Annotated in this window: 21 protein-coding genes and 1 pseudogene; 6 read left to right on the top strand and 16 right to left on the bottom strand. The window is 40.3% G+C overall.

Annotated elements, in window-relative coordinates; all coding sequences use genetic code 11:
• Positions 1-19: 19 nt before the first annotated feature.
• From OO774_RS14470 to OO774_RS14545, 16 genes and pseudogenes are all read right to left on the bottom strand, one after another.
• Positions 20-784 carry a glycosyltransferase family 2 protein gene (locus OO774_RS14470; RefSeq protein WP_264903300.1) on the bottom strand — a complete coding sequence of 255 codons (765 nt, stop codon included), beginning with the start codon at positions 782-784 and terminating at the stop codon, positions 20-22.
• A gap of 74 nt (positions 785-858) precedes the next feature.
• Positions 859-948 (bottom strand): annotated as a pseudogene (locus tag OO774_RS14475) (sugar transferase); the annotation flags it as partial.
• A 1,097-nt stretch (positions 949-2,045) separates the two neighbouring features.
• On the bottom strand, positions 2,046-2,909 hold the full coding sequence (locus OO774_RS14480) for a glycosyltransferase family 2 protein (protein WP_264903301.1): 864 nt from the start codon (positions 2,907-2,909) through the stop codon (positions 2,046-2,048).
• 9 nt (positions 2,910-2,918) lie between these two features.
• Entirely contained in the window at positions 2,919-4,028 is a 1,110-nt protein-coding gene (locus tag OO774_RS14485) for a hypothetical protein (protein ID WP_264903302.1), read from the bottom strand.
• On the bottom strand, positions 4,009-4,881 hold the full coding sequence (locus OO774_RS14490; protein WP_264903303.1) for a glycosyltransferase family A protein: 873 nt from the start codon (positions 4,879-4,881) through the stop codon (positions 4,009-4,011). Before OO774_RS14490 ends, OO774_RS14485 begins: the two co-directional genes overlap by 20 nt.
• A 1-nt stretch (position 4,882) precedes the next feature.
• Positions 4,883-5,914, bottom strand: coding sequence for a hypothetical protein (locus tag OO774_RS14495; RefSeq protein WP_264903304.1), 1,032 nt, complete (start codon positions 5,912-5,914; stop codon positions 4,883-4,885).
• A gap of 2 nt (positions 5,915-5,916) precedes the next feature.
• A complete protein-coding gene (locus tag OO774_RS14500; protein ID WP_264903305.1) occupies positions 5,917-6,540 on the bottom strand; it encodes a CatB-related O-acetyltransferase in 624 nt (207 codons plus the stop codon).
• Positions 6,537-7,778, bottom strand: coding sequence for an oligosaccharide flippase family protein (locus tag OO774_RS14505; RefSeq protein WP_264903306.1), 1,242 nt, complete (start codon positions 7,776-7,778; stop codon positions 6,537-6,539). The genes OO774_RS14500 and OO774_RS14505 overlap by 4 nt, the downstream gene beginning before the upstream one ends.
• A 139-nt stretch (positions 7,779-7,917) precedes the next feature.
• On the bottom strand, positions 7,918-9,327 hold the full coding sequence (gene cysN / locus OO774_RS14510) for a sulfate adenylyltransferase subunit CysN (RefSeq protein ID WP_264903307.1): 1,410 nt from the start codon (positions 9,325-9,327) through the stop codon (positions 7,918-7,920).
• Between the two features lie 89 nt (positions 9,328-9,416).
• Positions 9,417-10,055, bottom strand: a complete 639-nt coding sequence (gene cysC, locus OO774_RS14515; RefSeq protein WP_264903308.1) for an adenylyl-sulfate kinase — start codon at positions 10,053-10,055, stop codon at positions 9,417-9,419.
• A 19-nt stretch (positions 10,056-10,074) separates the two neighbouring features.
• Positions 10,075-11,805, bottom strand: a complete 1,731-nt coding sequence (locus OO774_RS14520) for an SLC13 family permease (RefSeq protein WP_264903309.1) — start codon at positions 11,803-11,805, stop codon at positions 10,075-10,077.
• 43 nt (positions 11,806-11,848) lie between these two features.
• Positions 11,849-12,757: a sulfate adenylyltransferase subunit CysD gene (gene cysD, locus OO774_RS14525; RefSeq protein ID WP_264906118.1), complete on the bottom strand. Its 909-nt coding sequence runs from the start codon at positions 12,755-12,757 to the stop codon at positions 11,849-11,851.
• A 91-nt stretch (positions 12,758-12,848) separates the two neighbouring features.
• Complete coding sequence (locus tag OO774_RS14530; protein ID WP_264903310.1) at positions 12,849-13,832, bottom strand: Wzz/FepE/Etk N-terminal domain-containing protein; 984 nt, start codon at positions 13,830-13,832, stop codon at positions 12,849-12,851.
• A gap of 120 nt (positions 13,833-13,952) precedes the next feature.
• Positions 13,953-14,336: a four helix bundle protein gene (locus OO774_RS14535; protein WP_264903311.1), complete on the bottom strand. Its 384-nt coding sequence runs from the start codon at positions 14,334-14,336 to the stop codon at positions 13,953-13,955.
• 270 nt (positions 14,337-14,606) lie between these two features.
• Positions 14,607-17,339: an SLBB domain-containing protein gene (locus OO774_RS14540; RefSeq protein ID WP_264903312.1), complete on the bottom strand. Its 2,733-nt coding sequence runs from the start codon at positions 17,337-17,339 to the stop codon at positions 14,607-14,609.
• A 68-nt stretch (positions 17,340-17,407) separates the two neighbouring features.
• Positions 17,408-17,926 carry a porin family protein gene (locus OO774_RS14545; protein WP_264903313.1) on the bottom strand — a complete coding sequence of 173 codons (519 nt, stop codon included), beginning with the start codon at positions 17,924-17,926 and terminating at the stop codon, positions 17,408-17,410.
• 555 nt (positions 17,927-18,481) lie between these two features.
• Between OO774_RS14545 and OO774_RS14550 the strand changes: the two genes are divergently transcribed.
• The 6 genes from OO774_RS14550 to lpxM all read left to right on the top strand — a co-directional run bounded on the left by OO774_RS14550 (position 18,482) and on the right by lpxM (position 24,722).
• Complete coding sequence (locus OO774_RS14550; protein WP_264903314.1) at positions 18,482-18,706, top strand: hypothetical protein; 225 nt, start codon at positions 18,482-18,484, stop codon at positions 18,704-18,706.
• A gap of 67 nt (positions 18,707-18,773) precedes the next feature.
• A complete protein-coding gene (locus OO774_RS14555; RefSeq protein ID WP_264903315.1) occupies positions 18,774-19,448 on the top strand; it encodes a YjbF family lipoprotein in 675 nt (224 codons plus the stop codon).
• Positions 19,445-20,209, top strand: a complete 765-nt coding sequence (locus OO774_RS14560; RefSeq protein ID WP_264903316.1) for a capsule biosynthesis GfcC family protein — start codon at positions 19,445-19,447, stop codon at positions 20,207-20,209. The genes OO774_RS14555 and OO774_RS14560 overlap by 4 nt, the downstream gene beginning before the upstream one ends.
• Positions 20,206-22,404, top strand: coding sequence for a YjbH domain-containing protein (locus OO774_RS14565; RefSeq protein ID WP_264903317.1), 2,199 nt, complete (start codon positions 20,206-20,208; stop codon positions 22,402-22,404). The genes OO774_RS14560 and OO774_RS14565 overlap by 4 nt, the downstream gene beginning before the upstream one ends.
• Positions 22,405-22,666: 262 nt before the next feature.
• A complete protein-coding gene (gene rfaD / locus OO774_RS14570) occupies positions 22,667-23,608 on the top strand; it encodes an ADP-glyceromanno-heptose 6-epimerase (RefSeq protein ID WP_264903318.1) in 942 nt (313 codons plus the stop codon).
• A gap of 133 nt (positions 23,609-23,741) precedes the next feature.
• Positions 23,742-24,722 carry a lauroyl-Kdo(2)-lipid IV(A) myristoyltransferase gene (gene lpxM, locus OO774_RS14575; RefSeq protein WP_264903319.1) on the top strand — a complete coding sequence of 327 codons (981 nt, stop codon included), beginning with the start codon at positions 23,742-23,744 and terminating at the stop codon, positions 24,720-24,722.

A 24,722-nucleotide genomic window follows, 5' to 3' on the forward strand; every position in this document is an offset into this window, starting at 1 on the left:
TGGTTTTTACGAGAACAGATTAAGACTTACGTTTTGCCCTATGTTTCATCGTTCCTTTGACAGCATAAACCGCAAATGTGAATAAAGTCTTAGGCAAGCTTAAATCCACTACATCCCTATAGAATCGCCACTGGTATGACAATACGGTAAGTTTATTTGCCGTCATGCCAGTGTCCATTCTGTACTTAGCTAATGGTTTGGGTAGACAATAAGCTTTAGGTGTATCCTTTAATATCTCCAACCATAATCCCATATCTTGACGCTTGCGAATTAATGGCATGTAACGTTTACCAAGAGATTTCGTATCATAAACTGCTGTCAAACAACCAATAACGTTACTATATATTAGCTTTTTGTAAGTTGTATATTCAGGTGCAGTTACAACGTTCAATTCACCAGTACTGTTAAATCGAGTATAGTGAGTGTATGTCAGAGAATAGTCATTCTCTATCATGAAGGATATTTGCTCTGAGAGCTTATCTTCCAGCCACAGATCGTCAGAGTCTAAGAATGCGATGAATCGACCCTTCGCTTTCTCTATCGCAAAGTTTCGACTCGCACCAGCCCCTAAATTTTCGTCATTCTGATATATATATATATTATCGAATTTGTCAGCATAGCTTTTAATAACTTTCCAAGTATTATCTGTAGACCTGTCATCTACTATGATAAGCTCCCAGTTTTTATATTTTTGAGATAATATACTATTAACACTGTCTTCAATTGTAAGTTCAGAATTATAAGAAGGCATTATTATAGAAACAAGGGGTTGTGTCTTTGGCATAATACTGGCGACCTTACTACCTATCCGATTTTGTAAAATTTAGTGAAACCATAAACTATCCTCAGATTTAAAAAATTAGCCCTTGGCGCTACAAGGCCCATTTCACCTTTTAGTAGTACATTGATAAGCTGAGGGAGTTCATTAACCTTAGTTTTTCTTAGGAATAGCCATAGCTAATTAAATATTATACTGGAGTAATCATACTCCGCTGATGGAAAGGCGATCACTTTTAAACAGTAACCAAACAAAGTATATACAATCGCCAAATAAACTAAGTTTTTCTTATTCAATACGTACAGGTAGTAAAACGGTACAAACATAAAAGGTGCAAAGAAATAAAATAAACGGCTAAAACGGCCAAAATAGAATACAAACAAAGCACTATTAATGGTTACAACCCATACCGCTATTAAGCTTATATCTACTTTTCTAAACTTACTAATATCTGACTTTGACAAGTAATATATGAATAAAAAATAGAACGGATAGTTATACAGCCTCGTAGCTAATTGTATTAATGATACATTTTTTTCACGCTCTGCATTAAGATAATGCTTATACATAGGGGCTATCGCACCTACTATAACGTCAATAAATTGATAAAGAATACCACTACCAAACAACATTAGCGTTATGATAAACATAAGCTTAACATTCTTGACAACAAAAAAGCCTAATCTTCCTCTTAGTAAAAAAAGAGGTAACGTAAATATTATTGACTTATGCCATATTAAACCGATCATGAACATCAGTATAGATAACGAATTTTTCCCTCTGATGAAATACACATAGGCGTTCATAAAAAACAATACAGCCACATATGCTCGTAATACGTTTAACTGATTGTGAAATACATTAGTAACAAAAAAGAAGAAAGAGAAAACTAATGCGATATGAACATAAGGATACCTTGGATATGCTATACGTATAAAATTTAGAAAAAGGAGTATCTGGATAAGCCCTACAGAGACGAAAAGACTTTGACTACTTAAACCTAAATAGTTTAAAAATACGACCAGATAGTAAAATGCGTACTCATATTTACGATAATAATAGTCTAACTCAGTTGGGGTATCAAAGATCCTTATATAATTAAAGTAGTCTGTACCTACCCCATATTGAAGCGAAGGTATAAACCATAAGAGTAAAAACACCGAAAGAAAACAAAAAGTATCAAGAACGACATTTCTTTCATATTTGGAAAATAGAAGAAACCAAAAAACACAAAAGGCGTAAATTAAAACGAATAACAATTTCGAAGCTACCTTATCTTAAGTGCTTTTTTCACTACCAAGGAACTTGGTATCAAGTCTCTAACAAGGCTAAACTCAAAGGCCTTCAAATAGCTTAGAGATGACCGTATATCCAGCTTGAATAACCTAATTAGCAATGGGAAAATTGAAATCCTGTACTTATTTTGCCCAACACTTACCAACTCTTGGTTGTATCGTATCACAACACCTAGCCGGTCACGTAACCTAGTAACGCTATCATTTACAGTTAAGCCAGAGTTGTGTTCCTGAACGGAATAGTAAGATTGCTCGCTCACAGATATCGATTTAGCTTTAATACCCGCTTTTAGAGAAAACATCGCATCATTGGATGCTGAGATCTCGTCAAATGACAAGCTATGATCGATGATAAACTTTCGTCTATAGATCTTTGACCAAGGGACATGAAACTTATACCTAATCGCTTGATCCCCATCATCAATATATAACGACACTAACTGGGAATACCGATTATGTCTTGAACCTGAACTACCATCTGGCTTATGACTCTTTGGAGAGAAGAAGTAAATATCCTTAACTAAATCCGATTCAGATATAGAATATAAGAGACGTGATAGAACTGGTTCATTTACCATATCATCAGCATCGAAAAAGGCGACATAATCTCTGGTCGCAAGCCCCAAGCCAATATTTCTGGCAGCTCCGGCACCTAGATTAGATTCTAGGCGCTTAACGATTACGTTACTTTGAGAACTCTCAACGACTTCATCTACTAATTCCTGCCCATGATCATCAACAATGATCACTTCATACAGATCGTTGTTGCTTACTAGTGGCAAAAGCTGTTTTAAATTATCATTTGAGTTATAAGCCGGAATAATAATAGATAACATTCACAAACCTCACACTATATAGGATAACTCGTACACTCTTGCCATAAAGGTCATTAAATCAACTTCATTATTGCAAAAGCACTTATGTTCAGCGTTCCAATACTTATCAAGCTCTCTATTCATATAGCTTTCATATTCTTCCTGAGACAACGACATTAATCCCTTACGAGCAAAAGTCTGGTATATAAACGGAAGCTCAAATGCTGATACGTTGTAGTGTGAACCATAAACATTATCTTCGCTGGATAACGCATCCAGAACATCAAGGCTCACGTACTTAAGTGATTTACAGAAGTTATCACTTGAGAAAAAGGCATTGTTAGGTTGTTTCGCGTAAATCTTAGAAAACGCGAACAGATTGAACAAATGGTAACCTCGCTCTTTATAGTTAACCTTCTTTCCTTTAGTTAACTCAGCACGCTTGTACGCCAACTTGTTAATCTTATTCTTTAGTGTTCTGCCATGATAAAGGTGGTTAATCAATCCATTATCTCGGATCTGAAAAGCACCATTTAAAGCACTGGACAAAAAACTATTCACAAAATCAGATTTGTTGTGAATTTTGCTATCTTCTAAGCAAGCGGCCAGCCATAGTTGGTGGTTGAACGTGAAGTCAGGAGTAAGCTTACCTTTTTGACAATCGAATCGGTATGCGAAGCTATAAGTGCTATCAAAATCAGCACGAGCAGACATGGCTTCTAAAATCGCGATTCGGTTGCTCTGATTGTCTGCATCTAAACTATCACTTTCGATACTGAGGGCCTCGATGACCCAAGCTTCACCAATAACGCCATTACAAGTATCGTTAGCAAGTCCCCGTTGAATAAACTGACCTTTCTTAAAGTATGGATTTGCGTCAACTAAGTATCTGACAAGCTGGTTCAGGTGCTTTTTGAAGCACTTCTCTTTCTCACTTTCCAGTTCAGTCTTTAATAAATTGGCCAATAAAACTACGAAGTGTGATGTATTTCTAATCGGAGTTTCATGGTGGATATAAGGACCATTGTGTCCCCCAGGGAAAAACATTTTGTTTTCTCCTGCTCGAACCAACACATTACTAATCACATAGTCAGCATGTTCCACCAACATGCGCATCATTCTACTTCTTAAACATTCCATAAACGATTCCAACAGCACTAACTAATCTTAAACCCCAACCCAATAAAGTAATCGACAGTTTGTCAAAAACTGACAAATTCACACCTCTTCTCTTTGCCGTATTAAAAAGCTGAAGGGGGTTTGGTGGAATAAAGAACAATAGAACACGCTTCACAAAGTTTGGTATTACGGTTCCATCTACTTGCCAAATCTTATACCAGCCAGAAGACACGCGGAACTGTTTCTTAATTAGATTATGTGTATTTCGTGATTCTTTTCGTACGATCCAGTCAGGCATAAACATAAGTTGAAAGCCCATAGATGTAGATTTCGATGTCCATAAAACATCCCCACCGCTTCGGATCTTTTCTTCAAATAGACCGACTTTCTCAATCGCTTTTGAACTCACAGCTAAACAAGCCGTTTTAGCTACACCCGACTGCTTTACTGTTTTTTGGTTATCGATATTGATAATAGAGTCATAGATGTCTCCAGAGGTACTCTTGCTCTTGCTGTAAAATTTAACATTAGCAGCATAGACATTATCAGAGTCAAAATTTAAAATTTTATCAAACCAATTCCCTTCAGGTAGACATGTGGAATCTAAAAAAACATACCAATCGGACTTTTTATGTTCTACACCTCTATTTCTCGCGGAGTATGGGCTATTTAAACAGCTAGTCTCATTAATTAAACATAATTCAAAAGAATAAGACTTATCTGAATAATACTCCTTCCCTCCATTGTTAACACAAATAACATTTATTTCAGTTTCTTCAAGTAATGTACTGTTTGAAACTTGATCGTCGATACAATCTAATACATCTTTTAAATCGTCATTGAAATAAGGTATGATTATTGAAACTATCTTCATTTTATTTTACCTTATACTTAAAATATCTATAACATATGCTAACTATATCTCTGAGAGATAAATTTGATAAAAAGTCAAAAAAGTCTTTCAAGATGATCTCATAATCAGAAGTTTTAACTGTATCCTTTTCTTTTGGATATTTACCTTCTTTAAAATCTGAAAACTTAAGACCTTTTTCCTCAAATAGTATTTTGTTACACTCCTCGTAGTTCGACATAACTTCCTTCATTTCAGACTCACTAGGAAGAAACTTCTTACTACCGTTTTTTGATAGTTTCTTCATGAAATGTGGTCTAATACAGAAGTCTAAAACCCCAGAAGAAAACACATGGTAGTTAAATATTATATTTTCTTTACTTAACGCTTGATTTGTAACTTCATTTTTTACAGGAACATCTATTCCGATGTTCGTTAAAAAGTCATTAATTATGTTGTTTTTATAAAGACAGTTTTTATCAAACAAGTTCCAATATACATTTTCTTCTCCGAAGACTGAACGCCACAGTTCCAATTTACGTGCGTAGTTCAAATACTTATCAAAATACGGCTTATGCTCAGGTAAAGGAGTCAACTCTCTTCCATAAAACTTAGCTGCTGTAGACTCCTTAAATCTAAACCCTTGTTGATAGTGAGACAATAACTGCTCATCTTGTCTTCGAAAATATACAATAATAGAGATATCACTAAAGATATTCGACATTATTTTTTTAATGTTTTCTATACTCTCTCTTGTCATACACCAAGATAACTCTTCAGAAGATATAATAATATTCCCTTGTGTTTTACTTAGTTCAGAGAGTATTTTTTCACTTAGCCTGCCACAAAAGCTTTCATGTTTACCACTGAAGTCAATCCAACTATTAATACTGCCTTCAGTATAATGAACTCTATTATTCACAGCTCTATTCTTTGAGAATAAGCTCCAACCATTATCCTCAAGTAAGTTTTTATTATCTAACATAAACTTTTGAATAGAAGTAGTTCCTGTTTTGTGGGAACCTATGTGGATAATGAGCTTCCTACCTTTGTTCATTTTTAGTTAGATTCCCATAAATTATGTTTAGTGATTAAGGACATTAATTCACTATCAGTACAACTATTCAGGTCTAAAGAGAAAAACTCTTTTCTGTCTTTCATTTGTTTGTAACTCCAATCCCACCAATTTATTCTTTTTATAATTTCAGTTTTGCTGTCACTAAACCTATTTTTAATAACCTTAGCAGGGTTTCCAGCAGCGATACTATATGCGGGTATTGATTTTGTTACGATACTACCTGCACCAATAATGGCTCCATCACCAATTTGTACTCCAGGCAAAATGACCACGCTATCTCCAATCCACACTGCATTTCCTATACTAACTCTACCTTTAGATAGTCCAGCAACCGAAGTTTCAGGACAAATTTTCTTTTGTAGTTCAGATTGCATATTTAAATAACAAGTATGATGATTAGTAGACCGGATTATCAATCGCCCTCCTATAGCGCAGTATTTTCCTATATCACAGTCTCCCAAATGAGATATATGATTAATCCTAGTTCCTGTCCCTATATTAACGTCAGGGTGAATATAACTACCTTTAGCTACCTTTACGTTATTTTTCTTTAAATAAAACAACTTAGACTTTTGTTTTATAAATTTATAAATATATCTAATCATTTTATGCTTTTATACATGAATAAGTTATATGTGAAATAAAAAATCATTGTTGCTATCGAGTACATAAACAGTGTATTAAATAGATCATCAGAAAATGTTAGTGATATATATCTAATTGGAAGAAATATAAATAACAACATTAGTCCTATTTCTTGTCTATTAACTATACTTAATGTGCTTGCTAGAGGGCTATTCATAAGTTGTGCACATTTACTGAGTCCAAGAATAAGCATGATTGTATTCACTTTCTCCCATTCATCACCCAGTAGAATATCAACACCAACTAAAGATAATAAACCCACTCCTAATATAAAAACAATTGATACAATAGCTAATTTTTTTAGCGTGTTTAAATATCTGTTCTTCAATTGGTCAGGAGATATTTTATAGTCATCTGCAGCAAACTTGGTAAAAACTTGACTTAAGGCCCCTGAAACCAATGAAATAGGCATATCTAGCAATCTATTAGCCATCATATATATGCCAACAACTTCCATATTAAAATGCCTTGATAGTACAAAAACAGGAAGGTTTATAGACACATTATTTAATATTGTATTTGTTGTATTTAGAGTTGGAAACTTGCCATATTTTTTTGCGTACCTAAAGAGTAAACTAAATGATAGGCTTCTTCTACTATTCAAAAGATGTTTACATCGTGCTGACGCCATTAAAATGATAAATAAATTAGAAGATATGTATGAAACAATCAGAGTAGTAAATGAAGCGTTATATTGTCCTAACCCAATATTCATTCCATTATTTATTATCGCTTGGCTTCCTTTATTGTACGATAATTGAGAGAAATCCCCCTTATATACTAGGCACATTTGCAACATTTGAACGAGCCCGTTTAAACCAACACCAATTGGGATCATCCATGCTACAACAAGAAGTTCAGTTGCATTAAAGTAGCTTAAAACAATTTCAGAAAAAAAATAAAATATAAGCCCGTACATTATTGTTGATATAAAAGTAGATAATAATGCTATTCGTATCACTATTAACGATTGATATCTCCTTCTAGGTAATACTATAGCGAGCTCATATTTGAACGAGCTTACACTAGAAAAAACCAATACAATACTGATAAATAGCTGATAAGTTCCAAGTTCTTCTGGGGAATATAATCTAGCAATTATAGGTAGACTTAAAGCTGTAATAGCGGCTGTTAACACACCAGTAGACAATAGCTTTACAAATCCCAAACTAAAATCGCTAAGATTTAATTTAAACACTTTAATGTCTCTAATATCTCTTTTGTTAATATATTATTTTTCATAACTAATGTGCATTTCTATATATTATTTTTCTATTATACGACTTGGTCTCTATAATATAGAGACCAAGCTTTTATACTCTAATTGTTATGCAAAATTATATGTTCTTACATTCCCACTCTGGATAATGCTTGCGAACATAGGCATTCAGTTCTTTCTCAGCTTGAGAATAAACACGACTAGGCTCACCTGATTTTTGTGATATTTGGCTTACCATACCAGCGCCAACTGTGACATTGGTATGACGGTCGATAACAATAAATGCCCCTGTTTGAGGGAGAGTCGCGTAGGTATCAACGGCAATGTTATCCGTCAATGAAATACTGGATAAGGCAATCTCATTCAGATCGAGTGTTTCACTATTCTCCGCATGCTGCTGTAGTGTATTTACATCAATCTTATGATCAATATCCGTCACTTTACCTGTGCATGATTTAGTAGCGAACTTGAAAATGTATTCTTTGTGGGTACGCATCGGGTTCTCACCCATCCAGACTACATGCGCTACCAATTTATTGGTTACCATTGGTTCGTGGCCAACATGCACCAGCATGTCTCCTCGAGAGACATCAATTTCATCTTCAAGAGTAATGGTAATGGCTTGACCAGGGTAAGCGGTCTCTAGTTCACCATCATGAGTGAAAATAGATTTAATACGTGACTGTTTACCTGACGGTAATGCTGTCACTTCGTCGCCAACTTGAACAATGCCCGAAGCAAGCGTGCCACAGAACCCTCTAAAGTCTAAGTTAGGGCGGTTGACATATTGAACAGGGAAGCGCATGTGCTCAAGATCTTTATCTTGGTCCACCTTTACTGTTTCAAGCAACTTCATTAATGTCGCACCCGGATACCAATCCATGTTCTCACTTGGGGTAACTACGTTATCACCCTTAAGCGCTGAGATTGGTACAAAGCGGATATCGTCAATATTGAAGTTCTTTGCCATTTCACGGTAATCAGCTTTGATTTTTTGGTAAACCTCTTGGCTATACTCCATCAAATCCATTTTGTTTATAGCAACAATGATGTGCTTAATTCCTAACAGGCTACAGATGTAACTATGACGCTTGGTTTGAGTCTGAATGCCGTGGCGAGCGTCAACCATCACGATCGCAAGATCACACGTAGATGCACCTGTAACCATGTTACGAGTGTACTGTTCGTGCCCTGGTGTGTCTGCAATGATGAACTTACGTTTATCTGTAGAGAAATAGCGGTAAGCGACGTCAATTGTAATGCCTTGCTCACGTTCAGACTGAAGTCCATCAACGAGAAGTGCCAGGTCAAATGCTTCGTCGGTTGTATTGAACTTCTGCGAGTCTTTTTCAATCGCCGCCATCTGGTCTTCGTAGATAAGCTTACTATCAAACAGTAGACGACCAATCAGAGTAGATTTACCATCGTCAACGTTACCACATGTCAAAAAGCGAAGCAGATCTTTGTTTTCATGAACTTTTAGGTAGGCTTCGATATCTGTAGCAATTAAGTCAGAAGAGTGAGACATTTTTGTATCCTTTTCTAAAAGAGAGTATTAACACTCTCTTCTTTCATTTTGTTGTTATATCTAGAATATTTAATAGAAACATATAGGCATCAACGTAGTGTTAAATAGCCTTGGTCAGCAAGCTGAGCAACAACAAGTTCCGCACATTCTTCGACGGATTTGCCTGCGGTTTTCACATGAATTTCTGGTGAGAGCGGCACTTCATATTCGGAGTCAATCCCAGTAAAGTTTTTGATTTCTCCTGCACGAGCTTTTTTGTAAAGACCTTTGGGATCTCGTTGCTCACATACCTCGAGCGGTGTATCAATAAACACTTCCAAAAACTGGCCTTCCGCCATTAGATCTCGTACCTGTTCGCGATCAGCGACAAATGGAGAAATAAATGCGGTAAGCACTATTGCTCCAGAGTCTACAAATAGCTTTGCCACCTCACCGATACGACGAATATTTTCTACACGGTCATCATCACTAAAGCCAAGGTCTTTGTTCAAACCATGACGAACATTATCGCCATCAAGTAAATAACTATGTTTACCTAAACTCAGTAGCTTACTTTCCACCGCATTGGCAACCGTTGACTTTCCTGAGCCGCTTAAACCTGTAAACCAAAGCACTACTGGTGTTTGCTGTTTTAATTTAATACGGTCTTCATGAGTCACCGTTGTATTATGCCAAACGACATCATTACTCACGGATTCATTGTCTTTTATTTCATACGGAGAGCTCATTCGAATTCAATCCACTATTTTAAAAAGGAAACACCATCGGAATAAGCGAATACGCGATCCCGATATAAGTTAGCGTCATTAGCCAACCCACTTTTACAAAATCGACAAACTTATAGCCACCAGCATTCATTACCATTAAATTCGTTTGATATCCAAATGGGCTGATAAATGATGCGCTTGCCCCATAAGCTACCGCCATGACAAAAGGCATGTCATCTACTTGCAAATGAGATGACACGCTAAGAGCGAGAGGTAAAACAATCGCGGCGGCGGCTGTATTTGTCATAATTTCAGTTAACAAAATGGTCAGCAATATGACCATCAACAGAGCATGGTGGTGACTCACTGACTCAAGCAGGGAACTGGTGCTCATCACTAACTGAGTAGATAAACCACTTTTACTGAACGCAGCCGCAATAGATAACGCACACACTAAAATAGCCAGTAATTCGAATGGGAAGCGTCTTCTTAATACCGAACCATCGATAAGCCCTAATGTAAGCGACCCCAACAAATAAGCGCTCAAGGTTTCAACCAAACTGAGTGACGTTGCACTAGCAATAACGACAGCTGTAATAAAGCCAATAATACCGAACACGTTTTGTTGCAATGATAAAGGCTTATTAACTTGTCTTTGGCTGAGAAAAAAGAAGTTTCTTGAGAGATTAGGCCTCTTATCAAAGTCGCTGCCTGTTGCCAGCAACAGTTTATCACCAGCCAGAATAGTTAGCTCACCCAACTTACCTGATATTGCCTGTCCTTGCCTCGAAATGGCTACTACTGCAGCGTCAAACCGAGAACGAAACTCCACTTGCTTGATGGTCTTCCCTACCATTATGGATTCAGGGCTAACTAACACTTCTTGAAGATTCTTTTCTAAGTCGAAATCGTCAGAGCTAAAAAGCTCTAGACCATTCATGTTGGACAGCTGGCTGACTTCTCGCACATCACCGACAAAAATAAGTTTGTCTCCCTCTTCCATTTTCTCATGTGGAGAAACTGGTGAGATCAACCTTCCCTGACGAACAATCTCTACTAAGAAGAGAGACTTGAGAGAACGCAGGCCGTTTTTTAAAACGGAATGACCAACTAGAGCGCTCCCCTTTAGTAATTCCGCTTCAATAAAGTAGTCTTGGTGAGTCTGCTTTTTCAAAACCCCACCATTGGGCAACCAACGAGTAATAGCCAATATCGCTATACCACATCCAGTTAGTAGCGCTAAACCAACGGGTAAAAAGTCAAAAATGGCAAGAGAAGGTAGATCCTCTTCTTGTAGCAAGCCATTAACCACTAAGTTCGTCGCTGTCCCAACCAGTGTGAGCGTTCCCCCTAAAATCGAGAAGTAAGACAGAGGAATAAGTAATTTCTTAGCCGAATGAAATGGGTTGTTGAGTAAGGTCCCCATTAACGTTGCAACCACGGCCGTATTGTTGAGAAATGCAGAGCTTAAAGAGCTCGCTAACCCAAGCTTACACAACGTACGATAATAGTTCTCATCAGCGATCTTAGTCGCCAACCAAAAAAGAATTGCCGTACGCTCTAAAACAAGTGCAGAGAGCATCAGCATGATCAATGTGATTACCGACATATTCGTCACATTACCCAAAACTGTGCTTTGATCAATCACGCCAGTTACGTACAAAGTCGCGGTTACAAGAATAAAACTGTAAACCGCTCTTATACGCCCCCATACCAACAATGTAATTAAGGCAATAAGAGCTCCACCGGTGATCCACTGCTCAAAAGGCACTTTTTGTACTCTCTGTTACTGCTGCTTTGACAAAGCTTTCAGGTTAGAAGTAGCCTTCACGCTTTTTCTTCTCCATGGATCCAGAGCTATCGTGATCAATGGCGCGACCTTGACGCTCCGAAGTCGTTGTGAGAAGCATTTCTTGAATAATTTCAGGTAATGTCGTTGCTTCTGACTCAACCGCGCCGGTAAGCGGGTAACAACCCAGGGTACGGAAGCGAACCATTTTTTCTTCTACGACTTCACCTTCTTTAATTTCCATACGATCGTCATCGACCATGATCAGCATACCGTCGCGTTCTACGACAGGGCGTTTCTTCGCTAAGTATAAAGATGGAATTTCAATACTTTCTAGGTAGATATATTGCCAGATATCGAGTTCAGTCCAGTTCGAAAGCGGAAATACTCGAATGCTTTCACCTTTATTTACTTTACCGTTGTAGATGTTCCAAAGCTCTGGGCGTTGGTTTTTAGGGTCCCAACGATGATGCTCATCTCGGAATGAATAAACACGCTCTTTTGCACGTGACTTTTCTTCATCACGACGTGCACCACCGAAAGCAGCATCAAAGCCATGTTCATCTAGTGCTTGTTTTAGCCCTTGAGTTTTCATGATATCAGTGTGTTTTGAGCTACCGTGAACAAATGGGTTGATATTCATTTCCAACCCTTCTGGGTTTTGATGCACAATTAGCTTCATACCCAATTTTTCTGCCATGTAATCACGAAACTCAATCATTTCCTTAAACTTCCACGTTGTGTCAACGTGCATCAGTGGAAATGGTGGGATACCTGGTGCAAACGCTTTTTTTGCTAAATGAAGCATTACGGATGAATCTTTACCTACAGAGTAAAGCATTACCGGATTATCAAATTCCGCAGCAACTTCGCGCATAATATGGATTGACTCGGCTTCAAGCTGTTTTAAGTGAGTCATTCTCTCTGGAGACATTTTCATCATTTCACACTTTTAATTATTTAAAGTTCATCCACACACTCAGTGAATTAAACAAACACTGAATAAGATATTTTCTCTTGGAGTGCTAAGTATTAGCAGCTAGATCTTCAGACTCTTCTTTCCTAAATACAAAACGTACCAACACAATCGCTACACCTAGCATGCCGCCCAATAGAGTACCTATTACACAGAGCAAGGCTCGCTTAGGGCTATCCTTTAACTCTGGAACAACTGCAGGGTCAACCGTCTTAAATACAAACTCTTCTTGAACCTCCGCCAGCATTAAACTTTTTGTTTGCTCCTCAATGAGCTTGTAAAAGGTGCTTTGCATATCGGCTACAGCGGTTTTCTGTAATTGTATGTTGAGATAGTCTAAATTTTGCGACGTTTCTGCAATGGTACGTTCACGCATCACTTTATTTATCTCCTCAATTAACCAGTTAACCCATTGCTGAGCAACATAAGGAGAATAGTGTTTAATAGAAACTGTGTATAAACCACTATCTTTATCTTGTTCAACACTCAAGATATCTTTGCTGAATACTTCAAAAGCCTCTTGCGAAGTTGGTTTTGCACCTCTGAGGCCTTCAGGTTCTCGAAGCCAATTCGCTGTACTTTGGTCAAAAACCTCATCATCTATAACCAATTTGTTATTGGCTAAATCCCAATCTTTAGTCGCCATTAACGGAACAAGTAAGTCATGCTTGTTGATAAATGCATCCACAAACTGCCGAGACTTCATAATTTGAACAGCCAGATCGGCTTGGGATGACTCCGCCCCCCCCAGGTTTACACCTGCTAATGCAGCTAAGCCGCCAACCTGGTTAGCCATTTTTGACAAACCACCACTACTAGAACTTTCTGTGGGAGCTAGCAACGCATCTGCTTTATAGATGTCCGGGAGGCTTAGAGAATAAAGTACTGAAGCCACTGCAAATACAAATGTGGTAGCAACGATGATCCACTTTTCCTTCCAAATAGCTTTGAATAGTTCACGCAGGTCAATTTCTTCTTTAGAGACCACAGGTACTTGTGGAGGGTAAGGTAGGTAATTTGGTTGTGGTTCCATAGGGTATTTAGGTCCTAGGATCCTAGGCCCTAGGTCCTAGGTAAAAACTAGGTGCTAGGGATAGGATCGGTGAAAATTAGTTTAGTTACGGATTACGGATTACGGATTACGGATTACGGATTACGGATTACGGAAATCATACTCAGCTGGTTCTTCGTTTAAACGGTTTTGCTTAGTTTTTATTAATTTTCCAAGACTTGCAGCTATCAGCTCAGATTCATCAATTAATGTTAAACCCACCTGCTTATCGATATATCCGATTTCTATTCCTATATAAATTTGTGTAATGAGTTCAGCAGTTGAAGCCTTTGCTATATTCAAAAACCTCATTTGGTCTTTAAGCGATTCCCTTTCTTCACCTTCAGCAATATTCGAAGGAACAGATAAACCAGAACGAGTAATCTGGTCCTTAAAGCCAAAGTCACTACATGTCCGCATTATTTTGTAAATATTACAAGAAAGGCGACACGCTTGTTGCCAAACTTTTAACTGCTTAAACCTCAATAGATTTCCTTATCTAATGACTACGGAATACGGAATACGGAATACGGAATACGGAATACGGAATACGGAATACGGAATACGGAATACGGAAATTTTAATCACTCAATCACGAAGTAAAGTATCTGTAATCTGTAATCTGTAATCTGTAATCTGTAATCTGTAATCTGTAAGCGAAGCGCTCAGTATTCGGTAATCAATTTCCATTCTGTAAGCGAAGCGCTCCGTAATCTGTATTCTCAAATTTTAGGGCCTAGGATCCTAGGACCTCCCCTATTTAAGCGCATTAATCGCTACACCTGTTTGGTACAGGATTTGCGTTGCAGCGGTCCAGGTGCTCAGAGCATCGCGGTAGTCTGTATCGATAGGTACAACAATAGTATCGCCAGCACTTAACTCTTCATTGTTATTACCGAACCAGTAACCTGACGTTGGTTTATAAACAGAGCCGTCTGCACGTACTACGAAAATACGATCTTCATCCGCTTGCTTTTTCGCACCGCCAGCTTTGTTCAGGTAATCGTCGACATCTAACTTACTATCTAGCAGATAGGTAATTGGAACCTGGACTTCTCCCATAATTGATACTGTATTGCGGAAAGTCGGAACAAATAAGAAGTCACCGTCTTCTAACATAAAGTCCGCAGAACGTTCGTCTTTAATGATACGGTTTACCTGAACAACCATACGGCCAAGTGCTTTGCTGCGGCTTGCTTCTTCAACAAATTGCAGCGTTTTATCAGGATTAGAGATGATCGAACCTAAATTAGTATCGGCCCGGAAGGTTTTCTTCGCTGTTTCTGCACGCATATCCGCCGCGTACTCATTGAGTAGTTTCTGCTCTTGTAGCCGCAGAGCTTCACGAGTGAATATTGCACCTTGCGGATGCGCAAATTCGGTAAGACCACCAGCGCGTTCAAGTAGCTCTCCAAGTGTTTCACCTTGGCGTACCGTGTAAGTTCCTGGAAAACGTACTTCGCCCTGTAAAGTAACCGTACTTTGCAATTTCACGCTTGGTTTTTCAAGAATATTCAAACGGTCTCGCCCAGCAATAATAGCATCAGCAGCCGTACTACCCTGGATTGCTTTGCGTAAGTCAATACGCTCTACATCAATGTAGGCACGTTCATCAATATTATTGATAACTGTACGTGCAAGTTCTGCGTTAATAGTAAACGCGTTGTACGTTAACCCCCCGGCAGCTTCAAGCAACGTAGAGACGGTCATTCTTGGGGTGATTGGATAACGACCTGGGTGTTTTACTTCACCAAAAACTTCGGCTATTTGTGGTGCTAAACCGAGCTTAGATTGTTGCTGAAGTTGCAACAGAACAGGAGCAAGTAACGTTCGGCGTGTATTTTGTTTCAGCGCTTCCAGATCTTCTTGGGTTATCTCTTTACCGCGGAAAATAATTTTAGGCTGATTGTTCTGATTGAAGTCCAACGTCTTATGTACGGTACCAACCGAGTTAGCACCAATTTCGAAACCATTGTTTACGGGTTCAGTTGAGACGGCGACTGAAGAACTCATAACTTGCTGTTCTTTTCGCAAATCTTGTTCTGCTTGCTGCTGAGCTTCTTCAAGCGTCTTCGCTTTAGTAACGACTTCTTGTTCGGCTAGTGTATCTAAGTCTTCATTGTTAAAACGGTTAAACACTAAGACACGATCACGAGTTTGCAGCTGTAAATTATCTTTGCTATTGGGAGCTAGAATTGCTTTAGCAAGATTCACTTGATACGTTTCGATATCTCGTTGAGAGTTAATTTCTCGCACAATGACGGCGTAGTTAACATCAGCAGTTGAATTGAAAGAAGAATCTACAGAGTGGAATAAGTCAGCGATACGCAACCCACTCTTCCATTGAACAAACCCTGGATGGCGTACGTCACCTTCGATCTGAACGTAACGGGTTAGCTCTTCACTTTTCTTCAGTACGTTAACTTCATCACCCACTTTTACTTTCGCTTGTTGGTCTTGAGAATTAACAAAGTTCAGAGTTAACGCTTCTCGTCTACCTTCAGTACCGTAGCGTTTTATATTGATTTGTTCAAAGAAGGCGTTGGCAGTAAAACCACCCGCCATTTGAACTAGTTGTTTGTAGGTTTCACCAGGTTTGACTTCATAAATCGCAGGACGGTTAACTTCGCCATCAACTGAAACGGTTTGTTTAACTGCGCCAATAAAAACCACATCACCTGGTAATAAACGGACATCGTTACGAGCATCACCTTTTAGTAGTAGATCATACATATCAAGCTTACGGATCACTTGACCATTACGTTTTAGCTGAATGTCACGCAGTGCGCCGCTCTCCCCAAAACCACCACTGTAATAAATAGCCTGAGAAATTGTAGTCAGCGCACTCACTGTGTAAGCGCCGGGTTTATAAGCATCACCCATGACAAATACTTGCATGGTACGCATTTCCCCAAGAGAGATATCACTGCGTACACCAATCATTTGTTCTTTGACACGTTGGTTAAGTGAATCACGCACTTCTGAGAAGCTCATGCCAGCAACCTGTACCGGACCTAGCGATGGGAAGTTAATGATCCCAGCACGATTAACACGCAGACGGTGAGTTAAGTTCTCTTTACCAAACAGTTGGATAACAAGTTCATCACCAGCTCCGACGGTGTAGTCAGCAGGAACAGGAACATCACTAACCGGAGCAAAAGTACTTGGTGAACCTGCAAATAACTCCAAACCAAAACGTTTTAGTTCTTCATCTTCGTCTTTCTGGTTTTGCTGATTTAATTGCCCGTTTTGAACGCTGTCGTTTATAAGAGGACGAGGTTCAACCACCTGTGGGCTTTGGTAGGTCGTTGATTGAGAAGAGGCTGATGGAACGGAAATACCATACTTACTCGCCAGTGCTTGTTGCTGATCGGCTGGTAAGCTCTTAAACATTTGGATCTGTTCTGGAGTTGGGTTCTGCGCCAACGTGTACGGCGCAAACATACTTGCCAATACACAAATCGCAATGGAGAAATATCCTTTAAGCATGATCAATCGCTATAAATATAATGAAGTGAAAAACCTAGACACTAAGACCTAGGCGCTAGGTTTTTTAATTAAAATCGGTGCTGGAAGCCAAGTGAGATTCCGTTCAGGCGGATTTTATCTTCGGCTAGATAGTCAGTAAATTCGAAGACAACTGCACTTTGCTTATCAAGCGCGTAATGCGCACCCATACCAAAACTGAAGCCCTGCTCTTTCCCCGAACCAACATTTTGTTGATCGATTTGAACACTGGAGTAGCCAGCCAATCCATAAAGGGCAACTCGCTCCGAAACTGGAATATTAAACTTGGCGAAACCGCTTGCAATACTATCGACAGCTAAGCCACTATCGCGCTCGAGAGAGGTGCCATAACGGGCTTCGAAACCAAGGTAATCATTGAAAAAGTAGCCCGCTTGAGCCTGAAGAAGAAAAGGACTTCCTTCCTCTACGGAAGATGAAGAAGTGTGGTGATATTCAGCGTTAGAGTAGCTCAATAACGCACCAGCATAAAATTTGGCAGAGACAGAAAAAGAGCACAAGCCTAAACTGATTGCGCTCAACGCCCCTAGCCATGGTCGTTTATAAATCACGTAATGGTTCCCTAGGTATCGACCTATCACTGCATAAATAATGCGATCAGTGAGGTCTGTTAAATATCTGTGCATTCCACGCTACCGCCCTGCGGCACTTACGCGTTAGCCACTGTTCGCTGATTACCGATTCATTGTATTCGGTTTATTGATAGAAATACTGTTATTTAAGCCAATTCTTTGTGAATTCAAACCCAAAAAATCATGGTCTAAGTGCATAACAAAGCGGTCAAATTATGCATGCAATGACATGAAACGGCAAGTGGGGAAGAGTGTCTAGAAAGTGAGAATGAGATAGTCATTAATAGAGGAATGAGGTTTCGAGCGGATTACGGATTACGGATTATTTTTCAAACGCCAAAGAGATACGCCGAACTTTCGGCTAACTCCCCTAGGACCTGTATTCCTAGGTTATTTATTTTCTTAAAATTAACAACCAAATAGATACGAAACTATTTACATGCTGATGATTTTTTAACTAGAATAGAATTTGGGACATAGAATTATGCTCCAAAACATCGATGTTTTATATACCGGATATAAAAAGGATAAATAATGAAGAATACAGCTCTGGCTATTCTTATGGCTCTAAGTGCGTCAACAGCCTTCGCAGCACCTGACGCAGGCACAACCGAAGGCGCTTCTGCCCTTGCTAGTGGTGAAGTAGCTGTAGGTGTTGGTGCAGCAGCAGCAGCAACCGTTGTGGCTGTAGCGGCAACAGACAGTGACTCTAGCACTACAACAAGTTCTGCTTCTGCTTCTGCTTCTGCTCAGCAGTAATACTAATAGCAGTTGATTAATAATCGCCCTGATTTATTCAGGGCGATTTTATTTTCAAGAGGGAATAATGAATATCTTTCGAACTGTAAAGTGGAAACGCCTCCTTGTAACACTACCAGTATTGAGCCTTATGTTCGGATGTACTCAAAAATTCAATGATGTATCCGCAACCGTTCAAGAAGCTTATGACAATTACATCGATGTAGAGCTCACGCCCCAAGAAATTGAAGCCGTACCATACGCCAGCGCATACCTTAAGATAGGCAATCAAAAACAAGTTTTCGTCGTTTTGGCATTTGCCGAACACAACCCTCTTACTGGCAAAACTCGGCTGAAATGGGTCAGCTCAGATAAAGCAATGGTGATCACAGAAAACGGCCATATCGTTAAAACGGTCAACTTACAGAACTACAACATAGCTGGTATCTATGGCCAAGTGCCAGCCTACACAGAATCAAACACTGAGTATGTCCTTTCCTATGACTGGGCTGAACAATACCGTTACGGATTTACAGCCCGCATATCACGAACATACCAAGGGAAAGACGTGGTCACAACGCCACTCTCTTCTACTTCCGTCAATGTCTATCGTGAATCTGTTGAATTCCCTAGCCTATCGGAGTCCATTGAGAACTTTTTCTGGGTAGATGAAACAGGACAAGTTGTGAAAACCCGACAACACCTGGGGCCAAAAATGGTGCCTATTGAGTTAACGATTTTGAAAGGATACAGCCAATCATGAATAAACGACTGTTACCTTTATTAAGCGTCGCCTTGTTAGCGAGTTTCTGTACCGCTCCCGTCTCGGCCCAATCAACTCAAGATATCAACGCATATTTAAACGTTGAGTTAGTTGGTGTGGGTAAACAGTTGCAATTCAAACAACCTGCTCGGTTAGCGGATGTTCTGAAGCAGGCGCAACAGCAAAGCCTTATATTACAATACCCACTTGGGACAACGTTATTTGACAGCTCTGAACAAGCGTTACAAAAATCGACTGCGCTGAAAAATTCGGTACTGAATCAAATGATTCAGCATAATCTGGTCGCCCACCCTTTTTATAAACACATCCAAAAACATCAATTTGCGCCGCGTGTATTCTCTGCTGTTGATTTGGATAACGTCCGCTTGGATAAATTTAACAACCCTTTGCTTAACGGTGATTTATCTCTTGTATCAACACTACGGGAGGAAAAAGTCATTTACCTGGGCAACCTAGACAATGTCTACTCCGTCAAAGAGCAAGCGGGTATTCCATTAAAACAACAGATTGAAAACCTAAAAAGTGACATAGGAGAACTGGCAAATCCTCCTATCTTAATTTATCCAGATGGCAACGTTGTCCAGCCACACCACGGTTCCTGGCTAACGACGCAATATTACCTGCCACCACTGACTATGGTTTATATCCCGTTTGAGGAATTTGAAACCTCAGAAATGGATCAGGATATTGTCCAGTTACTCACGCAACTGAAGCCAACCGTAATGAAGAAACCACTATGACGCTGATTAGAAATACTTTAACCCTTTCGTTACTAGGGCCAGCATTGGTTTGGGCTCAAGACATGCCATTTGAAGTACCACCATTACGACCATCGCAAATGGACTTTGGTGGTGTCGGTCTTATGCAGATGCCAACTGGCCGCATGGCTCCAGAGGGCGAATTTAACTTTGCTGTCAATTTCAGTAATGAATACCAATTGTACAATGTCACTCTACAAGCGATGCCATGGCTGGAAGCGACCCTTCGTTATACACTGGTCAATGATCTCTTTTATAGCAAAGATCCTGACTATTCTGGTGATACCAAATACACCGACAAAGGCATCGACTTTAAAATTCGCCTCTTAGAGGAATCCCAATACTTACCCGAGTTGTCTGTTGGCATTCGTGACTTTGCAGGTACTGGCCTGTTTGATGCTGAGTTTATCGCCGCAACCAAACGTTACTCTAATCCTAACTTGGGTACCTTCGACTTTACTTTAGGTATGGGCTGGGGTTATCTAGGAACTCGTGACAATATCAGCAATCCAGCATGTAAACTTTCTGATCGCTTTTGTGACCGACCATCCGACTTTAAAGGTAATAGTGGTAGTGTAGATTTTGAACGCTGGTTTAAAGGATCTTCAGCGCTATTTGGCGGTGTTGAATACCAAACGTTGTATGCCCCACTACGCTTTAAACTCGAATACGACAGCAACGACTACAGCGAAGACTATCCTGTTGTCCGTGGTGGTACAGACATGACCCCGCACACGCCATGGAACTTTGGCGTATTATACCGCTTGAGTCACATGGCGGATCTACGTTTGAGTTATGAGCGTGGCGATACCCTCGTAGCAGGTTTAAACCTGTACACCAACTTCAATAATATGCCATCTTTCTGGCGCGATACGCCAACGCCAAAAGTAGAAGATGACCAACCAGTTGAACTGTCTCAGGTCGATTGGGAGCGCGTGACAGAAGACTTGGATAAAATCGCGGGTTATCAAAATACCAAAATTTACGCCAATGATGACACCATATCGATTGTCGGTGAGCAGAAGAAATACCGTGACCGCAACGAAGCTCATGAAAAAGCGGCGGCTGTGTTAACTAACCAAGTACCCGACAGCGTTGAGACCTTTACCATTAATGAGCGCAACCGTGGGTTAGTATCCAACCAAGCAGTTATCTCGAAAGATAAATTCCGTGACTACGAACAAGTAAACTACATCGATCCAAAAATTGAGGATGCAGTTTCAACATCGAACAAGAAACCACAAGGTGAAGCGACCTACGATGGTTTTAAACGATTCGATTGGGGATTTGCGCCTAAATTGGTTCAAACTTTGGGTAGTGCGGAGGACTTTTATCTGTTTAGCGTTGGCTTAAATGGTAATGCCTCCTACTGGTTAACTGATAACCTAGAAATAGGAGGTTCGCTTTACTGGGATTGGTACAATAACTATGACAAGTTTGTTTACGTTACACCGCCAGATGGCACAACAATTCCACGAGTGAGAACCATGTTCCGTGCTTACCAGAATGAGCATGATGTCACTATGTCAAACCTACAGCTGACCTGGTTCCAGGAATACTCAGATACGATAGACCAGCAATTCTACGCGGGTTATTTAGAGAGCATGTTTGCCGGTGCAGGCACAGAGATCCTATACCGTCCTCAAGGCTCAAACTGGGCTATTGGCGCAGACGTTAATTTAATATCTCAGCGCGACCCACAAAGTTACTTTGGCGTTTACACCGACAAGTGGCAGGACATTCCAGAGTATGGTCGTCCATTCCAGGTTATTGATAAAGGATTTACTGGTTTTGTATCTGGCTACTATTTCCCACAATGGGAGTTCTTATCTAACACAATGTTCCAGTTAGATGTTGGTCAATTCCTAGGTGGAGATAAGGGCGCTCAGGTGAATTTCGCCAAACAATTCAAGAGTGGCGTTATCGCTGGTGTGTTTGCATCTGTAAGTGACTTGTCTGCCGATGAGTTTGGTGAAGGTAGTTTTACCAAGGGCTTCTATATATCCATTCCATACGACATTATGACGGTTAAGCCAAGTAACAACCGAGCGAACTTCAGTTGGCAGCCACTGACGCGTGATGGTGGTCAAAAACTGGGTCGCAAGTACAGTTTGATTGAGCTCACAGATGAACGAAATCCTTGGTTCCAAAGGCCAAACCATTCGGATGAGAAATAAAAGAGGTCCTAGGGCCTAGGTTTTAGGTCCTAGGGAAAGACAACAGAACACGGAGCGCTTCGCTTACAGATTACGGAAGAGGTTGTTGTAAATTCCGTAATCTGTATTCCAAAAAACCGCATTCTCCGACTTACCGTTTGTTCACCGTAATTTCCAACGATCTCCCCCAGGACCTAGGATCCTATAACCTAGGATCTTGTTTCCCTCCCCCCCGTTTCTTGCTAAAATTCCTGAGAAAATTTTAATCTATGGTGGAAGTTCTATGATCATCGTAACTGGTGGTGCTGGCATGATCGGCAGCAACATTGTTAAAGCTCTCAACGCAGCTGGTATGAACGACATTCTGGTTGTCGACAACCTAAAAAATGGTAAAAAGTTTAAGAACTTAGTTGATCTGGACATCACAGATTACATGGATCGCGACGACTTCCTTACCCAAATCATGGCGGGTGATGATTTCGGTCCGATCGAAGCAATTTTCCATGAAGGTGCGTGCTCTGCAACCACCGAGTGGGATGGTAAATACATGATGCTGAACAACTATGAGTACTCAAAAGAGCTACTGCATTACTGTTTAGACCGTGAAATTCCATTCCTTTACGCGTCTTCTGCAGCAACATACGGTGAGACAGATACCTTTGTTGAAGAGCGCGAATACGAAGGCGCACTTAACGTTTACGGTTACTCGAAGCAACAGTTTGATAACTACGTTCGTCGCCTATGGCAAGATGCTGAAGATCACGGTGAGACCCTGTCTCAAATCACGGGCTTCCGTTACTTCAATGTCTACGGCCCTCGTGAAGATCATAAAGGCAGCATGGCATCCGTTGCCTTCCACCTAAATAACCAGCTAAATGCAGGTGAAAACCCGAAACTGTTCGCAGGTAGCGAGACCTTTAAACGTGATTTCGTTTACGTCGGCGATGTATGCAAAGTAAACCTGTGGTTCCTGGAAAATGGCGTATCAGGCATCTTTAACTGTGGCACAGGTCGCGCAGAGTCATTTGAAGAGGTTGCAAAAGCGGTGATCAAGCACCACGGCAAAGGTGAAATCGAAACGATTCCTTTCCCAGATCACCTAAAAGGCGCTTACCAGGAGTTTACACAAGCCGATCTAACTAAACTACGCGCAGCAGGTTGCGACGTAGAGTTCAAGACGGTTGCTGAAGGTGTGGCAGAATACCTGGCCATCCAAAACCGCTAAGTATCTTTGTTCGCAATTATGAGGTGGCGGTGATTATGACCTGCCACCTTTACTCAGTCTCAATAGCCTGTATCATTTCCTTTATCTGCATTTAAATCACTCGTCCTCCTACATATAGGTAACTAGACTCCCCATGACCAATAAACGCGATGATTTCGATCCCAAAGCCTATAACCCTGAGTTTGAGTACTCCTTTCTCAAGCCTAAATATTGGGGAACTTGGCTCGCTGTTTTTAGCTCCGTCCTTATCGCATTGCTGCCCCTCGCTTTTCACCAGTGGCTGGCAAAGATGCTGGCATCACGTTTAGTTAAATCTAAAGCCAACTCAGTCAATAACGTAAAGACAAACTTAGCGCTGTGTTTCCCTCATCTAAGTGAACAAGAGCGCGACCAGCTGGTTTACAAAACCCTTTATACCGCAGGCGTCTTTACACTTAGGTTTGGCCTAGTCTCTTTACGATCACCAGAATGGCTTCAGTCAAAGTGTGATTTTGTGAACCCAGAACAGTTGTTCGACCTTACAGCACAAGATCAAAAAGTGATGTTATTAGTGCCACACTCTTGGTCAATTGACATACCTGCGGTGCTGCTTGCTTCAAAAGGCTTACCCGTTTCTGCAATGGCGAAAAGGCAAAAAAACCCAGTAACAGACTGGTTAATGCACCGTCAGCGCGTGCAATATGGCGGCCGCGTGTATGAGCGCTCTGGAGGGATTAAACCCTTCATAAAATCAATTAAAGAAGGTTACTTAGGTTACTACCTTCCGGACCAGGATCATGGTGCTGAACTCAGTGAGTTTGTGGATTTCTTTGCTACAACCAAAGCGACACTGCCAGGTCTGACAAAACTGGCAAGGCTGTCAAAGTCCAAAGTAATCCCGACTTTTGCTTCACTTGATCCGGAAACTGGTCGCTTTAGTATTGAGTTCATGCCAGCGCTGACGCTTCAAGAAACCGATAGCGACGATGCTCGCTCACTCAATGAAGCCGTTGAGTACTTTGTGACGAAAAACCCAGAGCAATACATGTGGACCCTGCGTCTACTGCGTACTCAGGCGGATGGCAGCAATCCATACAGTGAAATGCGTGAGCATGGCTTTATTAAAGAGAAGTGA

It is taken from the genome of Vibrio sp. STUT-A11 (assembly GCF_026000435.1).
Classification (GTDB): domain Bacteria; phylum Pseudomonadota; class Gammaproteobacteria; order Enterobacterales; family Vibrionaceae; genus Vibrio.

Coding starts and splice junctions, on each gene's coding strand:
- OO774_RS14470 (WP_264903300.1), bottom strand. CDS start 784: ATGCCAAAGACACAACCCCTTGTTTCTATAATAATGCCTTCTTATAAT.
- OO774_RS14495 (WP_264903304.1), bottom strand. CDS start 5,914: ATGAACAAAGGTAGGAAGCTCATTATCCACATAGGTTCCCACAAAACA.
- OO774_RS14540 (WP_264903312.1), bottom strand. CDS start 17,339: ATGCTTAAAGGATATTTCTCCATTGCGATTTGTGTATTGGCAAGTATG.
- OO774_RS14500 (WP_264903305.1), bottom strand. CDS start 6,540: ATGATTAGATATATTTATAAATTTATAAAACAAAAGTCTAAGTTGTTT.
- rfaD (WP_264903318.1), top strand. CDS start 22,667: ATGATCATCGTAACTGGTGGTGCTGGCATGATCGGCAGCAACATTGTT.
- OO774_RS14480 (WP_264903301.1), bottom strand. CDS start 2,909: ATGTTATCTATTATTATTCCGGCTTATAACTCAAATGATAATTTAAAA.
- OO774_RS14550 (WP_264903314.1), top strand. CDS start 18,482: ATGAAGAATACAGCTCTGGCTATTCTTATGGCTCTAAGTGCGTCAACA.
- cysN (WP_264903307.1), bottom strand. CDS start 9,327: ATGTCTCACTCTTCTGACTTAATTGCTACAGATATCGAAGCCTACCTA.
- OO774_RS14565 (WP_264903317.1), top strand. CDS start 20,206: ATGACGCTGATTAGAAATACTTTAACCCTTTCGTTACTAGGGCCAGCA.
- cysD (WP_264906118.1), bottom strand. CDS start 12,757: ATGTCTCCAGAGAGAATGACTCACTTAAAACAGCTTGAAGCCGAGTCA.
- cysC (WP_264903308.1), bottom strand. CDS start 10,055: ATGAGCTCTCCGTATGAAATAAAAGACAATGAATCCGTGAGTAATGAT.
- lpxM (WP_264903319.1), top strand. CDS start 23,742: ATGACCAATAAACGCGATGATTTCGATCCCAAAGCCTATAACCCTGAG.
- OO774_RS14490 (WP_264903303.1), bottom strand. CDS start 4,881: ATGAAGATAGTTTCAATAATCATACCTTATTTCAATGACGATTTAAAA.
- OO774_RS14485 (WP_264903302.1), bottom strand. CDS start 4,028: ATGGAATGTTTAAGAAGTAGAATGATGCGCATGTTGGTGGAACATGCT.
- OO774_RS14555 (WP_264903315.1), top strand. CDS start 18,774: ATGAATATCTTTCGAACTGTAAAGTGGAAACGCCTCCTTGTAACACTA.
- OO774_RS14530 (WP_264903310.1), bottom strand. CDS start 13,832: ATGGAACCACAACCAAATTACCTACCTTACCCTCCACAAGTACCTGTG.
- OO774_RS14560 (WP_264903316.1), top strand. CDS start 19,445: ATGAATAAACGACTGTTACCTTTATTAAGCGTCGCCTTGTTAGCGAGT.